At 49.1% G+C, this 14,097-nt stretch carries 13 protein-coding genes; all 13 read right to left on the bottom strand.

Annotated elements, in window-relative coordinates; translation table 11 throughout:
- Nucleotides 1-35 precede the first annotated feature (35 nt).
- The 13 genes from U1I11_RS09775 to U1I11_RS09715 all read right to left on the bottom strand — a co-directional run bounded on the left by U1I11_RS09775 (nucleotide 36) and on the right by U1I11_RS09715 (nucleotide 13,823).
- Nucleotides 36-1,229, bottom strand: coding sequence for an amidohydrolase (locus U1I11_RS09775; protein ID WP_322905910.1), 1,194 nt, complete (start codon nucleotides 1,227-1,229; stop codon nucleotides 36-38).
- Between the two features lie 396 nt (nucleotides 1,230-1,625).
- Nucleotides 1,626-2,684: an LLM class flavin-dependent oxidoreductase gene (locus U1I11_RS09770; RefSeq protein WP_322905909.1), complete on the bottom strand. Its 1,059-nt coding sequence runs from the start codon at nucleotides 2,682-2,684 to the stop codon at nucleotides 1,626-1,628.
- Between the two features lie 108 nt (nucleotides 2,685-2,792).
- A complete protein-coding gene (locus U1I11_RS09765; protein WP_322905908.1) occupies nucleotides 2,793-3,545 on the bottom strand; it encodes an amino acid ABC transporter ATP-binding protein in 753 nt (250 codons plus the stop codon).
- Entirely contained in the window at nucleotides 3,542-4,252 is a 711-nt protein-coding gene (locus U1I11_RS09760; protein ID WP_322905907.1) for an amino acid ABC transporter permease, read from the bottom strand. The genes U1I11_RS09765 and U1I11_RS09760 overlap by 4 nt, the downstream gene beginning before the upstream one ends.
- Nucleotides 4,249-5,022, bottom strand: coding sequence for an amino acid ABC transporter permease (locus tag U1I11_RS09755; RefSeq protein WP_322905906.1), 774 nt, complete (start codon nucleotides 5,020-5,022; stop codon nucleotides 4,249-4,251). The genes U1I11_RS09760 and U1I11_RS09755 overlap by 4 nt, the downstream gene beginning before the upstream one ends.
- 201 nt (nucleotides 5,023-5,223) lie before the next feature.
- A complete protein-coding gene (locus tag U1I11_RS09750) occupies nucleotides 5,224-6,198 on the bottom strand; it encodes a transporter substrate-binding domain-containing protein (protein ID WP_322905905.1) in 975 nt (324 codons plus the stop codon).
- A gap of 394 nt (nucleotides 6,199-6,592) precedes the next feature.
- Complete coding sequence (locus U1I11_RS09745) at nucleotides 6,593-7,528, bottom strand: LysR family transcriptional regulator (RefSeq protein WP_322905904.1); 936 nt, start codon at nucleotides 7,526-7,528, stop codon at nucleotides 6,593-6,595.
- 295 nt (nucleotides 7,529-7,823) lie between these two features.
- On the bottom strand, nucleotides 7,824-9,149 hold the full coding sequence (locus tag U1I11_RS09740; protein WP_322905903.1) for an LLM class flavin-dependent oxidoreductase: 1,326 nt from the start codon (nucleotides 9,147-9,149) through the stop codon (nucleotides 7,824-7,826).
- A gap of 27 nt (nucleotides 9,150-9,176) precedes the next feature.
- On the bottom strand, nucleotides 9,177-9,488 hold the full coding sequence (locus tag U1I11_RS09735; protein ID WP_322905902.1) for a glutaredoxin family protein: 312 nt from the start codon (nucleotides 9,486-9,488) through the stop codon (nucleotides 9,177-9,179).
- Between the two features lie 47 nt (nucleotides 9,489-9,535).
- On the bottom strand, nucleotides 9,536-10,387 hold the full coding sequence (locus U1I11_RS09730; protein ID WP_322905901.1) for an ATP-binding cassette domain-containing protein: 852 nt from the start codon (nucleotides 10,385-10,387) through the stop codon (nucleotides 9,536-9,538).
- A gap of 95 nt (nucleotides 10,388-10,482) precedes the next feature.
- Nucleotides 10,483-11,370 carry an aliphatic sulfonate ABC transporter permease SsuC gene (ssuC, locus tag U1I11_RS09725; protein ID WP_322905900.1) on the bottom strand — a complete coding sequence of 296 codons (888 nt, stop codon included), beginning with the start codon at nucleotides 11,368-11,370 and terminating at the stop codon, nucleotides 10,483-10,485.
- 228 nt (nucleotides 11,371-11,598) lie between these two features.
- On the bottom strand, nucleotides 11,599-12,636 hold the full coding sequence (locus U1I11_RS09720) for an ABC transporter substrate-binding protein (RefSeq protein WP_322905899.1): 1,038 nt from the start codon (nucleotides 12,634-12,636) through the stop codon (nucleotides 11,599-11,601).
- Between the two features lie 65 nt (nucleotides 12,637-12,701).
- Nucleotides 12,702-13,823, bottom strand: coding sequence for an iron-containing alcohol dehydrogenase family protein (locus tag U1I11_RS09715; RefSeq protein ID WP_322905898.1), 1,122 nt, complete (start codon nucleotides 13,821-13,823; stop codon nucleotides 12,702-12,704).
- Nucleotides 13,824-14,097: the final 274 nt, after the last annotated feature.

Raw genomic sequence — 14,097 nt, 5'->3', positions numbered from 1 at the left:
CTTGTTGAATAGAGTGTGTTGTTCATAAGAGGTAATCAATCAGATATTGAATGTGAGTTGCTCAAACTACTAGCCGTCGCTTTGGTTGCGGTAAGATGATCCAACGCATGGCTGGCAATGTGCGTGAGCACCGATGCGGTGGGCGCTAATGCACGTTCATCAACATCAAATGACGGATGATGCCATTCCTGCGGCCCAGACGTACCGACAAAAATGAACACCCCTGGTCGCTGCTGCTGATAAAAGGCAAAATCTTCACTTGCTGGCGATACAGCAGGAACGATCGCCTGCAAACCGGCAGCAGCGACCGCTGTGCGCACAATCGGCGTCCAATCGGCAGCATTCTGTACCGGCGGAGGCCCATCGATCCATTGAATCGTGACATCCGTGCCAAAAGCCGATGCAACGCCTTGTACTACCTGTTCAAACTGCTGCCGCACTTTCCGCCGGATCGTAGTATCAAATGTACGAATCGTACCTTGAAAATGCGCTAGCTCAGGAATGACATTCCATGTCTGCCCGCTATGTAAACGGGTCACACTAATTACGGCACTATCCTGCGCGCTTATATTACGACTGACAATCGACTGCAAAGCGGTAATGATATGCGCTGCTGCCACAATCGGATCGATTCCGGCATCCGGCACCGCTGCATGGCTGCCGCGTCCGCGCACTTCCACACGAAAACCGTCTGCCGCCGCCATCAGTGGCCCTTCACGTACACCGATCTCACCCACCGACAAATCCGGCTTATTATGCAGCCCAAACACCGCATCCACACCGTCCAACACACCGGCAGCGATCAATTGCTGCGCACCGGTCGCTTTTTCCTCGGACGGCTGGAAAATAAGTCGTACTCGCCCGGGTAGCTCAGCTTCCCTCTGTTTCAGCAAATAGGCAGCGCCAAGCAAAGCGGCAGCATGAAAATCATGCCCGCACGCGTGCATGCGCCCTTGCACACTCGATGCAAACGGTAGTCCGGTCGCTTCCTGTACGGGCAATGCATCGATATCCCCACGCAGCGCGATCATATGCCCTTCACCGTGACCGATCTCGGCAACTACACCGGTGTGCACACCCGGCAATTCCAGCAGACGAATGTCCGCCGCCAACAGCTGATGGCGCAAATAGGCGGTCGTCTCCACCTCAGCGCCCGATAACTCGGGATGCCGATGGAGATGACGTCTAACCTCAACGAGACGCGCTTGCAACGCTTCGCTTGTCGGCATGTAGAACCTCCTTTGTTCATATCAACTTGTCGCCTATAAACTCATTTCATCCAGCTTATGTTCGTTAAAACTCATCTTATGAACAGACTACTACCTTGACCAAGTTAAATATTAATTTTGACCATGCACTGGAATCCTGATAAATAATAGCTTGTTCCAGCTTCAACACTTAAATTAATCTCGGTCAAGGTACTACCTTATGAAGCAAACAGGCGGCGATAAAATGGGTTTGATGTCATACGCTTTGTCAAAGCTCTTTTTCAATCTTTTTGTATTTCATTATCCGGTACATCATGAATGCTGTGCAACAACGGATCGTTACAACGACTATATGCTAGCGCCCAGTCTGAATAAGTGAATATGTGACATCACTGTGCACATTTACCTAGCATAACCTTATGCTAGCGGCGACACCGCCGCAGGCTGTAGTATAGCTTGTTCATTTTCACCATGCTCGGTAAACACCTGCTGCAACAACTCAAATGAACGCACACGCTGCTCAAACTGGCGAATGACCGTATGCACGACCAGCTCATCTATCCCAAAACGCTGCCGCAGCTCGGACAATTGTGCATACACAGAAGCTGGAGCGCCTTTTACAACTTTCGCCTCTTTTACTTCAATCCGAAACGGCTCATTCGATTGACGGCCAAATTCCTCTGCCTGCTCTACCGTCGCCACGGTTAGCACACGCCCGCTATGCAGATGAATTTTGACCGACAAATTTTCACCGGCAAGCTCATCTGCCTGCTCGTCCGTGTCCGCCACGATGACCGATAACGCCAAAATTGCATGCGGCGTTGCCAGTTCTGGTGAAGGAACAAATCCGTTACGGTACGCTTCAATCGCCTCTAGGGCGAGCTGCTCATCCCCGTTAATAAATAGCGAAAACACATACGGCAAACCTTGCCTTGCCGCCAGTTCAGCACTATCACGGCTTGCGCCGAGCAAAAACAGCGGCGCAGGCTGTGCAGGCTGCGGACTGACATGAATGCCTGCTAGCGGATGATCATCCGGCACGTCATTACGCAAAAAGCGGCGCGTTTCTTCCAGCTTGTCCGTCAGTGAGCGTGCATCCCCTTGCTCGCCTTGCAATGCACGTGTCGAACGCGGCAAACCACCCGGCGCACGCCCGATCCCAAGCTCTACCCTGCCTGGTGCTAATGCGGCAAGCACATTGAAATTTTCCGCCACTTTATACGGGCTGTAATGCTGTAACATCACACCGCCTGAACCGATGACAAGCTTGTTCGTATGTGCGAGCAGATGGGAGATTAACACTTCCGGCGATGAGCCTGACACATGGGCTGAATCATGATGCTCTGCCACCCAAAAGCGCTGATAGCCGAGCCGTTCTGCCAGCTGTGCTAACTGCAATGTGTGTTGAAACGACTGCTCTGCCGTTTCGCCTTCATAAATTGGGGTTTGATCGAGTATGCCCACACGTATAGTCATACTTATACCTCCGTTTCATCCATTTAGTAATCGGTATCTGTTTATAACAGACGCTTATCCAGCCCATTCATCACACACCGTACGAACATCGGATGATCTATTCACAGATCAAATCGAATAATTCGCTTCCGGCGTAATCCGGCGTAAAAACTGACGAGTACGCTCCTCGCGCGGACGCTGGAAAATATCATCCGGCGTACCTTGCTCTACAATCGTACCGCCGTCCATAAATACAACCCGGCTTGCTACATCACGAGCAAAACCCATTTCATGGGTTACGATGATCATCGTGATTCCTTCTTCAGCGATCCGGCGAATGACTTCAAGCACTTCGCCCACAAGTTCGGGATCAAGCGCAGACGTCGGCTCATCGAATAAAATGACTTCAGGATTAAGGGCGAGCGCACGTGCAATCCCGACACGCTGCTGTTGACCGCCGGATAGTTGACTCGGATAATAATGAATTCGTTCACCGAGACCGACTTTTTGGAGCATCCGAATTCCGATCTCGGCTGCCGTATCTCGTGGTACACCACGTACAATCGTTAGCCCTTCCATCACATTTTCCAGTGCTGTCTTATGTTTGAACAGATTGTATTGCTGAAACACCATCGCCGTTCGTTGGCGCAAACGATGAATGTCTTGTTTGCTCGGATGCTTGCTTGCCAGCTTTTGGTTGCCGATCCGAATGATACCTTGATCCGGTCGCTCCAAATAATTGAGGCAGCGCAGCAATGTCGTTTTGCCGGAACCGCTCGGTCCAACAATCACGACCACTTCACCCCTGTCAACCGTCAGATCAATGCCACCGAGCACTTGTTGTTTGCCAAATGACTTATGAATACTTTCCAATTGGATCATGCCGCACCTCCTCTTTGAAAGCTGTTCAGTCGATATTCCAGCCAGCCGCTCGCCCGTTCAATTAAGACCGTTAAGCCCCAGAACAATAATGCTGCCGCCACATACGCCTCAAAATATTTCCAATTGTCCGCCGCCACAATTTGCGCCTGTGCGTTAATCTCTATGACCGAAATCGTATACGCAAGCGTGGAACCATGCAGCATCCCGATCACCGAGTTGGACAAATTAGGCAAACTGACTGCCAATGCCTGCGGAAATACAATGCGCCGCAATGCCTGTGGTGTCGTCATACCAATCGCGTGCGCTGCTTCAATCTGCCCTTTGTCCACTGCCAAAATGCCAGCACGCACCACTTCAGACATATACGCCCCTGCCGTAATCGAAAAAGCGATACAAGCAAACACCAACAGCGGAATCGATGCCGACGTGAACGAACTGCCCAGCAGACCGGCGATACGATCGATCACAAGCGGTAATCCAAAATAAATAAGCAGTAAATGCATCAACATCGGTGTTCCACGCACAAATGTCACATAACCTGAAGCGAGCTGTGCTAGCACTGGAATGCGATATAACCGCACCAACGCCACAATCGTTCCGATCATAAAGCCCGCTGCGACCGAGATTACCGTAATGAACAACGTCGTTGGCAACGCCTTAAACAGACTCAGAAACGCAGTCCACATAAATGATGGATCAAAACTCATCCCTGTTTGCCTCCTTTATCGCTCAATGGAATCAATCGTGCCTGCCAGCGTCGTTGCAAACGTTGCTGGCGCGCAGTCTGCTCCTTGCCCGCATACCGATTCAAATACCGTTCCAACCCTATAAACAAACGTTCCAGCAACACACTAATCGCCAGATAGATGAGTGACAAGGCAATATACGTTTCGATAAAATGCTGTGTCGCCGTCCCAAGCGTCTGCGAGCGCCCCGTCATCTCCATCACACCAAGTGTGAACGCAAGCGATGTGTCTTTTAAATTGCCGATGACAAGATTGCCAAACAATGGCACCGAAATGCCAAGCGCCTGTGGCAAAATGATGCGCCGAAACGTCTGGTAACCGCTCATGCCGATCGACTGCGCCGCTTCAATCTGCCCTTTGTCGACCGCTTCCACAGCCGCCCGGATCATCTCGGAAATAAATGCACCACTGTTCAGCGCATACGTCAAAATAACAAAGTACAACACCGCAATGCGTGACACATCGATATGTAACCAGCCCAATATTTCCGGCAAGCCGTAATAAACGAGAAACAATTGGATCAAAATCGGTGTGCCGCGGAAAAACGATACATAAATGCGCGACAGCCGCTGCAAACCGGGCACTTGATACAATCTCGGCAAAGCAACTAGCAAACCGATCACTATGCCGAGCGCGATCGAGCTGCCCACGATGAGCAGCGTAATATTCAAATAGGCTAGCAGTTTCGGAATGAAGTCCAGTACATAATGAATGTCAAAACGTCTACTCATCCTGAGCCTCCTTCTGCATCATCCATACACTTGTTAAAAAAAGCCAACCGTACACATCAGATTGAACTCGCTTGCACGCATGCATCTTCAAGACACGATCAGATCATAATCACCGCATGTATTACAAAGTGATGCTGAAAGGACAGACCAGCCAGCGGAATGAAATCATCTGTTCCGCTTGCTATTGATGCAAGTTGATGTTTACTGCGTCACTTTCGCTTCAGCTAGCGTTTTGGTGAAATCATCGCCCAGCCATTTTTCACTTAGCTTTTTTAATGTGCCATCTTGCTTAATTTCGGTAATCGCTTTGTCGATTTCATCTGCCAACGGCTGCTCGTCTTTGCGGAACACAAAATATACATTCGATTCATTCAGCGGCGCGCCTACTGTTTTCAGCGCCACTTTGCCATCGGCATCGGTATTAAAACGATTCGCAAAATCGGTCGTAATCGTCGCATCTACCCGTCCGCTAACGATTTGCTGTACCGTATCATTGGCGGCACCGCTTGTATAGACGATATCAATCGCATTGTTATGCTTTTTGTTGTACTGATTTAGCAAATAAGCCGCATTGCTTGTCGCACTGGTCAACACTTTTTTGCCAGCCAGATCATCCAGCCCTTTAATCGTATTGTTGTCTTTGGCGACCGCTACCCGATTGAGGAAAATGCTGTACGGCACTTTATTGAACAAATATTTCTGCTCACGCTCCGGGTTCGTCTCCATCTGGTGAGCGACAAAATCGATTTTGTTCGTTTCCAGACTAAGCAACAAATTGGAAAATTCCATCGTTTTAAATTCAAATTCCACGTCCGGCAAACGTTTATCGATCTCACGCACAAGCTCCACATCATAGCCGGTCAGTTTGCCATTTTCATCAATAAAGCATACATTCGGAAACGCGGTGCCAGTACCGACGATAATTTTGCGCACTTTGCCGGTGCTGCTTGTCCCATCACTACTGCTTGCTGCTACACTACCACCTGCCGAGCCGCCACTTGATTCACTAATTGAGGCGCAGCCGGACAGCAACAATGCAAAAGTGAACAACAGCAGCAGTGAGGCTTTACATAATGGCTGGCGGAAACGATTGTGTTTGAGACGAATAGCGCGTTGTTCATCTAGCACCGGCACGGTTGGATGAACGGAATAGCTAGACTTCGCTTGCTTGGACATACGTGTACCCCCATATTCACATCTATTTAATCGGAATTAAAGCTGCATGGCTCCATACTGTATGATGACGCTTTGCGTAATGCGCTTTTGCAGCTTCATGTATTACGCTGCTGATTAGCATGTTCAAGCAAATGCTGTTTTTTGTCTGATGCAACGTCCGCAAACTATCACCCTTGTCATGTTATCGGTCAAAATAGTCACGGTGCAAATGAATGCAATCGTATACCTAGCATAAGTTAGAAGAAAATCAACCGTAGCGAACGATCTGTAAAAAAGTTGGCAGACATGCTCTAGTAGGCTGTCTCAAGTGGAAATTGTGTTTGAATGTACCTAAATCGATTCAGCACCAAGCGATTGTTGGATCGATAAACTGTAAATGTACTTGAGACATGCTCTAGCCTGTAATCGCAGCGGCTGTCTGTCTTTGCTGCTCCGGCTGACGTTGCTTTTGAAAATAGTCCAGCTCCCGTAACAGCTCTGCCATCGCTGCTGTCATATGCGCAGGCTGCTCTTTTAATGTGACCAGACTCGTCTGCAATGAGATGCTATCGATCTCCGGCAAATGGATCGGAATCAATAGCCCTTGCTTCACTTCCTCATGCACGCTCAAACCAGGCAAAAAGGCGATCCCTGCTTTTTGCAACACGAGCTTTTTGGCAGTTTCCGCTTGATCGACTTGAAAAGCGATTTCCGGTGGCGATTCCATCGTTTCGAACACGCGGTGGATACGTAACCAGTCAAGCGAGCCACATTCAAAAAACACCAATTTTTGCTGCTCTAATGCTGCGATCGAAGTCGGCTGCTGTGTCGCAAACGGATGATCCCGATACACATACAACGAAATCGGGTCTTCATAAGCGGATACCGTCCGAATCGATGGATGAAGCATTTTACGCACAAAAGCGATATCTAGCTCCTTACCGAGCAGACGGCTGACCAGTTGATCGGTCGTCGCGGTAACGAGTTTAAAGTTCGTTTGCGGATACTGCTGCTTCAATCGGGGCAGCAATTCGGGAATGACGTAATTGGATACGGAAAGTGTACATCCGATCGTCAGCTCCTCTGGTGTAGTGCGAACGGTTTGAATGCGCTGCTTGCCTTTTTGCAGCACTTGCAACATCTGCTGGGCATATGGCAGAAAACGGCGTCCTTCTTCAGTCAGCACAATTTGCCGACCGAGCCGCTCGAACAGCTTGCAGCCAAGCTCCCTCTCCAGCGATTGAATTCGCGCGGTGACAGACGGCTGGGACAAAAACAAAATCTCTGCCGCTTTGTTGAAGCTGCCATAATGATGGATGTACACAAAAGCTTCCATATTCTCAATGTTCACGGTGCATTCCCCTTTCTGTATGATTAAAACTTATTTTCCCAATCATTTAACTTGGTTTTATGTATCATAGAACTAGAGTGCTGATGTGTCAACGCAATAACTGCCCTCTCTGCGAACGCTCTATGATACTGTATTACAACCAACCGAGTCAGGACGCGGGTTCTCACCGCTTGTTACCAGAATGGGAAAATGAACAGACGTGCGGGAGCGGCGTCCTGCTATGCTATTATCCAGACGATGGTCGTAGCATACTTATCATTGCATAGATCATAAATACAGGCTTTATTGACCGAATTTATCCGTTGACCGGAGTAGCTTTATAACGGTTTTGCGGAATCGGCACACCGAGATTTTCACGTAATGTGTCGTATTCATAATCGTCACGATAAATGCCACGTGCTTGCAAAATCGGCACCACCTGCTCTACAAAATCATGCAATCCGGACGGCAACTCCGAATGAATAATAAAACCATCCGCTCCGCGCGCTTCGAACCATTCCTGCACCTGATTCGCAATTTGCTCTGCGGTACCGATAAAGCTGCTGCGCGGTGTTGCTGCCTGCAATGCCACCTGGCGCAGCGTCAGTCCGCGTTCTCGCGCATCCCGTTTGATCTTGTCGGTGCCGCTACGGAAACTATTGCTGCCGATCTCATTTAGCTCAGGGAATGGCTCGTCAAGGGCATACTGGGAAAAGTCGTGATGGTCGAAGAAACGGCCGAGATATTGCAGCGCTTTGTCGATCGTGACCAGACTGGCGATTTGCTCGTATTTGCGCTCTGCTTCTTCTGTTGTCGCTCCGATAATCGGACTGATGCCTGGTAGTATTTTCACCTCGTCCTCGCTGCGTCCGTAAGCGACTACCCGCTTTTTCACATCTTGGTAAAAAGTTTGCGCATCCGCCAGCGTCTCCTGCCCGGTAAAAATAGCATCTGCCGAGCGAGCGGCAAGATTTTTGCCATCTTCAGATGAACCTGCCTGGAAAATGACCGGCTGTCCCTGCGGTGTGCGTCCAATATTTAGCGGGCCCTGTACCGAAAAATACTCCCCTTTATGATGGAGCGTATGTAACTTCTCAGGCTCGAAAAAGACGCCGCTTTCCTTATCACGCGGAAAGGCATCTTCTTCCCACGAATCCCAGAGTCCTTTTGCTACATCGAGATATTCGGCAGCGATGCGATACCGCTCAGGATGAGATGGATGCTGCTCACGGCTATAATTGAGCGCAGAGCCTTCCAGTGGAGAAGTAACTACATTCCAGCCTGCACGTCCGCCGCTAATATGATCAAGCGAAGCGAGCTGACGGGAGACGGTAAATGGCTCACTATAGCTAGTCGAGATTGTACCGACTAGACCGATACGTGACGTAACCGCCGCCAATGCAGACAAAATCGTCACCGGCTCAAACCGATTCAAAAAGTGTGGCAGCGACTTTTCATTAATAAACAACCCGTCAGCGATAAAGACAAGATCGAACTTGCCTTCTTCCGCCTTCTGCGCTTGCCGTTTGTAAAAGTCAAAGCTAACGCTGGCGTCCGCCTGTACTTCAGGATGTCTCCACGTGGACATGCTGCCACCGATCCCATGAATAATCGCACCAAATTTCAATTGACGTTTGCTCATTTCATTCATCCTCTCGTTTCTAAATCATTAAACCGATTGCCGATTATGCTCGCCTGTTAACAGATGCTGTAACTTTTCCAAATCCGGTTCTAGCAATGCGGTATACGTCGCTCCGTGACCAACTTCAACGACCGGAACGTGGCGAATGCCGTATTTGGCTTCCAGTATGTCGCGCAGTTCGTCATGACCGGCTACTTCCAAATTCGTATACACATACCCGTTCGTTTCCAAATAGGTTTTGATCTCCTGGCAAAAATGACAGCCGGTCTTGCTCCAGACGATAATGCGTAGTGCAACATCCGGATTGAATGCATCGCTAACATGAACTGATTGCGACATTGATCGTTCCTCCCTTGTAATCGTTCATATTACGGCTACATTGCCGTTCAGATTGAAAAATTCGGCTGGCGCTGTTGCTCCAACGGATGTGGCTGTGTACCCGGCTGTAGCAAACGCTGCAAAATCAAATTTTCAAAATGCGCAAACCCACTATCCCGCTCACGCGGACGATCGAGTGTAATCCGAATATCGAGCGCAATCCGACCTTGTTCGATCAATACTACCCGATCCGCAAGCGCGACTGCCTCGCTCACATCATGGGTAACGAGCACGACCGTCAATCCTTGCTCAATCCAAAGTCGTTCGATCAGTTTCTGCATTTCGATGCGGGTAAGGGCATCGAGCGCACCGAGCGGTTCGTCCAGCAATAACAGATCAGGATGACTTGCTAATGCACGTGCCAGCGCAACCCGTTGCCGCTGACCGCCTGACAGAATCGACGGCCATTCTTGCTCACGCTCAGCGAGACCGACCAACTGTAAAGCCTCGCTGGCATGTTGCTTACTTTTGTCGGGAATGCCGAGCCGGACGTTATCGAGCACCGTTTTCCACGGCAACAATCGCGCCTCCTGAAACAGAAAACGTGTATTCGGTCTTGCCGTTTGCTGCTCACGTATCGGTTTCCGACGCTTACTACCAATCTTACCGGATGGCACATTTTGCGAAGACGGCTGTGCTGTCGTCGCACGCTGTGACAGCTCAATCTGCCCGTTAGATGCCTGTTCCAAACCGGCAATCATGCGTAGCAATGTGCTTTTGCCGCAACCGCTACGCCCGACGATCGCAATAAATTGTCCACGTTGCACATCGATATTGATCTGCTCCAAAATAGTACGCGTGCCAAACTGCTTTTGCACATTGTGAATCCGTAAAAATGGTTGCTGCTCCGTTACCGTCATGGTATAGCCCTCCTAGTACAGTTATTTGCTAATCATCTCGATAATCCGTTTTCGCTGTCATGCTATGTGCTGCTATCGCTCAACTATAGGCTGAATTATTTGCGCGATAACGATGGATTCCAGCGCAACCAGCGCTTTTCCAACAGTTTGGCGATGCTATCGGACAGCTTGCCAAGCAATGCATACAAAATAATGCTCAGCACGATCACGTCCATTTGCATAAATTCGCGCGCATTCATCGCCATATAACCGATCCCCGAATCGGCAGCGACCGTCTCGGCAACGATTAATGTCAACCACATAATACCGAGCGCATACCGAATTCCGATCAAAATCGAAGGCAACGCTCCCGGCAAAATCACATGTACATATAGCGCCAGTCGGCTCAATCCATATATGCGTCCCATCTCGATCAAACCTGGATCGACCGCACGAATACCGTGGAACGTATTAAGGTAAATCGGGAAAAACACACCAAGCGCAACGAGAAATAGCTTCGCTTCTTCACCGATACCAAACCAGACAATGACGAGCGGAATAAGTGCCAAATGCGGAATATTGCGAATCATCTGAATCGAAGAATCTGAAATCTTTTCCGATAGACGGGAAATGCCGTTAAGCGCTCCGAGCACAAAACCTAGTCCGCCGCCAATCGCAAACCCGCTCAGCGCACGCTGTGCACTGATCGCAATATTGCTTACAAGCTCACCTGTACCGAGCAAACGAAAGAATGCTTGCAGCACCTGCGCTGGTGAAGGCAAAATTTGACTAGCTAACCAGCCGGTTGTGGACAAAAGTTGCCATGCAGCAATGAGTAGCACCGGTAAGCCAAATGGCAGCAATCCCGCTAAAAAGTTTTGCCAGCGTTTGCGACTAGTTGCGCTGCTGCCTACAGCTACTACAGCAGTCGATGCCGCCGCAGGCAGTGTTTTCACTTCGGCAATATTGCTAGTGAGCGAACCAGGTAATGACTTGGAAGACATGTGTATGCCGCCTCCTTACAAATAGTGTAATGTTCATATCAAACTGAAATCGATGAGCTAAACTGGAACATCATTTCAAATGAATGGATCGAGCACGAAAAATCAATCTTTGCTATAGTTGTCAGTTAGGCGACAACTATAGCGATAATTTCGATTGTCAGGGCTGTAGAGATGTAGGAATGTATTCACTTTAGGCGATCAGATGATGGCTTTTCTTGTTATTACTTGTTACTTGCTGTTCGCCTCTGCTGGTGGAAGCTGTTTGCTTAGCACATCACTCCAAAATTTGTGCACATCGATTTTGGCTGGCAATATACCTGCCTTGGCGAACGTATCGGCAACATCTTGCTCGGAAGCGATCGCGGTAGCGGAAATCGCCACGACACGGCTCGGACGCTGTGCTTCGCCTTCTGTTAATGTCGTTAATGCCTGTTGTTCCGGCTGATGTGTTGCCGCTGCGATAATTTGCGCCCATTGTTCCGGATGACTGCGCGTCCAATCGTAAAATTGATTAAGTCGGTTCAAATAATCGGCAATCGCCTTTTGCTTCGCTGCATCAGCGAGCGCCGGATCGGCAGCAGCGACTAAAAAGCTGCCTGACAAAATATGTTTCGCGCTTGCCAATGTCGTAGCGCCATTTTGATGAGCGGAAATGATCGCATTACCATAGCTTGCCAGCGCATCGACTTTGCCGCTAATGAGCGCACTCAACCCGTCAGCGGTAGATAGCTCAACCGGTTGTATATCTTGCCACGTCAATCCGGCAGACTGTAATATTTTGAGCAGGAAATATTGGGCGGTCGTATTTTTGACAAAGGCGATCTTTTTGCCTTTTAAATCCGCTACTGTGTGAATCGGTGAATTTTGGGGGACGACGATTTCCTGATTGAGCGTATTGCCTTGCTGTACAGCTACCACTTTAAAATTGCCGCCATTTGCCGCCTGTGAAGCAAAAATAGGCGGAATCTCGCTCGTCGTCCCCAAATCAACTTGATTCGCCGCCATCGCTTCCAAAATCAAATTGCCACCTTGAAATACGCTATACTGCACTTGGTATGGCGTATTGTCCAACCCTGCCGCTTTTAAGCCTTGCTCCAAATTGCCCCAACCGGTCTGTGCTACCTTGATTGTGACCGCTCCATCATTGCCTGCCGCGGCGGCTGTATCTGTTGCTGTACCGGAATGTTGCTGCGAGCATCCTGCCATCATAACGAGCAAAGCGCTTAATAGTACAGCTATATAAAGCTTGTATATACGTTGTTTCATGAATACCACCCTTTATCCATAATTGATACTTTATTTTAATATCAGACTCAAATATTGCCGATCGCCTATGCAGTTGTTACAGAACGAGCACGCTCGTGCAACGCCTGTCCAAGCGCATCCGCTTTGACAATTGCCGCCTCTACTGCCGCAGTCGTAACCGCAAAGTCAAGCTGGTCTGCCGCGCCTTCTCGCAGTACAAAACGCTGTGCAATCCGGGCAGCGCTCTGCTGCGCATCATCTGTAATGCCAAGCTGTGCCAATGTGATTGGTAGCTCAAGCGTCTGTAACCATGTGGCAAGCTGCTCTAGTTGTTCACCTTCTTTGCCTTCCAGCACCCACTGTGTGAGCAAGCCAAAAGCGACTTTTTCACCATGTAGCGCTTGATGCGTATCTTCGATAAAAGTTAGACTGTCATGCAGCCCATGTGCGATCGCAGCATGTACCGAGCCGTCTTGAATCGAGCCGACCAGACCAGCAAGCCAAATAATCGCATCCGTCACTTCCGTAAAAGCGACATCTGGTGTGTAGCCCGGCTGTCCGGCTTGCTCATATACGTCGGTGGCATGTCGCTCCAATATGTCGAGTGCCAATCTGGCAGTAGCAACGCTCGTTCTTAGCGCAACACTGCCGCTATTACCGTTCAGATTGACGGCAAACTCATACCATTTCACGAGCGTATCCCCAATACCTGCTGCAAGATAACGACGTGGCGCTCCTGCGAGCAGACTCGGATCGGCAAGTACAAGCTCTGGGGAATGCAACAACGGACGATAACCTGCCGCTTGCCCATACTGATCATATAACACCGTCAGCGCTGACCAAGCTGCACATGTAGCAGGAACAGTCGGAATCGTGACAATCGGTAAACCTGCATCTTCAGCAACCGCTTTGGACAAATCAAGCACTTTGCCTCCACCAACACCGATAATTAGCTCCGCGTTTACCTGCCTGGCGATCGCTGTATACGCTTCGATCTCCTCCGCGGTGCATTGCCCGGTAAATACGTTAATCTCAGTCCGGATACCTGCAGCATGTAATGAGGCATATAGCTGTTCACCAACGATCGACAATGCGGTCTGGCCGCCAACAATTAACGCCTGACTACCGAACGGGCGAATATAATTGCCACTTCGTTGCAGCAGACCCGGTTCATTGTAATAAGCGCTTGGAGCTTTAATCGTAACCATAAGCTATACCTCTTTTCGTATAAAATGACTTCGCATTAAGCAGTCTGTTATGCCTTACTGCTCGTATGCTCCATCGTTGGTAATAGGAGCGATATTTTCCTTTTCATCTTCAAATTAACTATGTCTTACAATTCCGACCTGTTAAGTTGGTTAAAGCTTGAATCAAGTCTAGCATTTGCGTTCAACTATCGTCAATCGATACCTTAATCAATAAATTCTATATGTATATCGTAAACTTCTATACGATGTTAAAATTGCTATAGTGTACAATGAT

The sequence above is a fragment of the Paenibacillus campi genome, from assembly GCF_034659835.1.
Taxonomy (GTDB): Bacteria; Bacillota; Bacilli; order Paenibacillales; family Paenibacillaceae; genus Saccharibacillus; species Saccharibacillus campi.
Note: the sequence above shows the minus strand (reverse complement) of the source record. Positions and strands in the feature narration are given on the sequence as shown.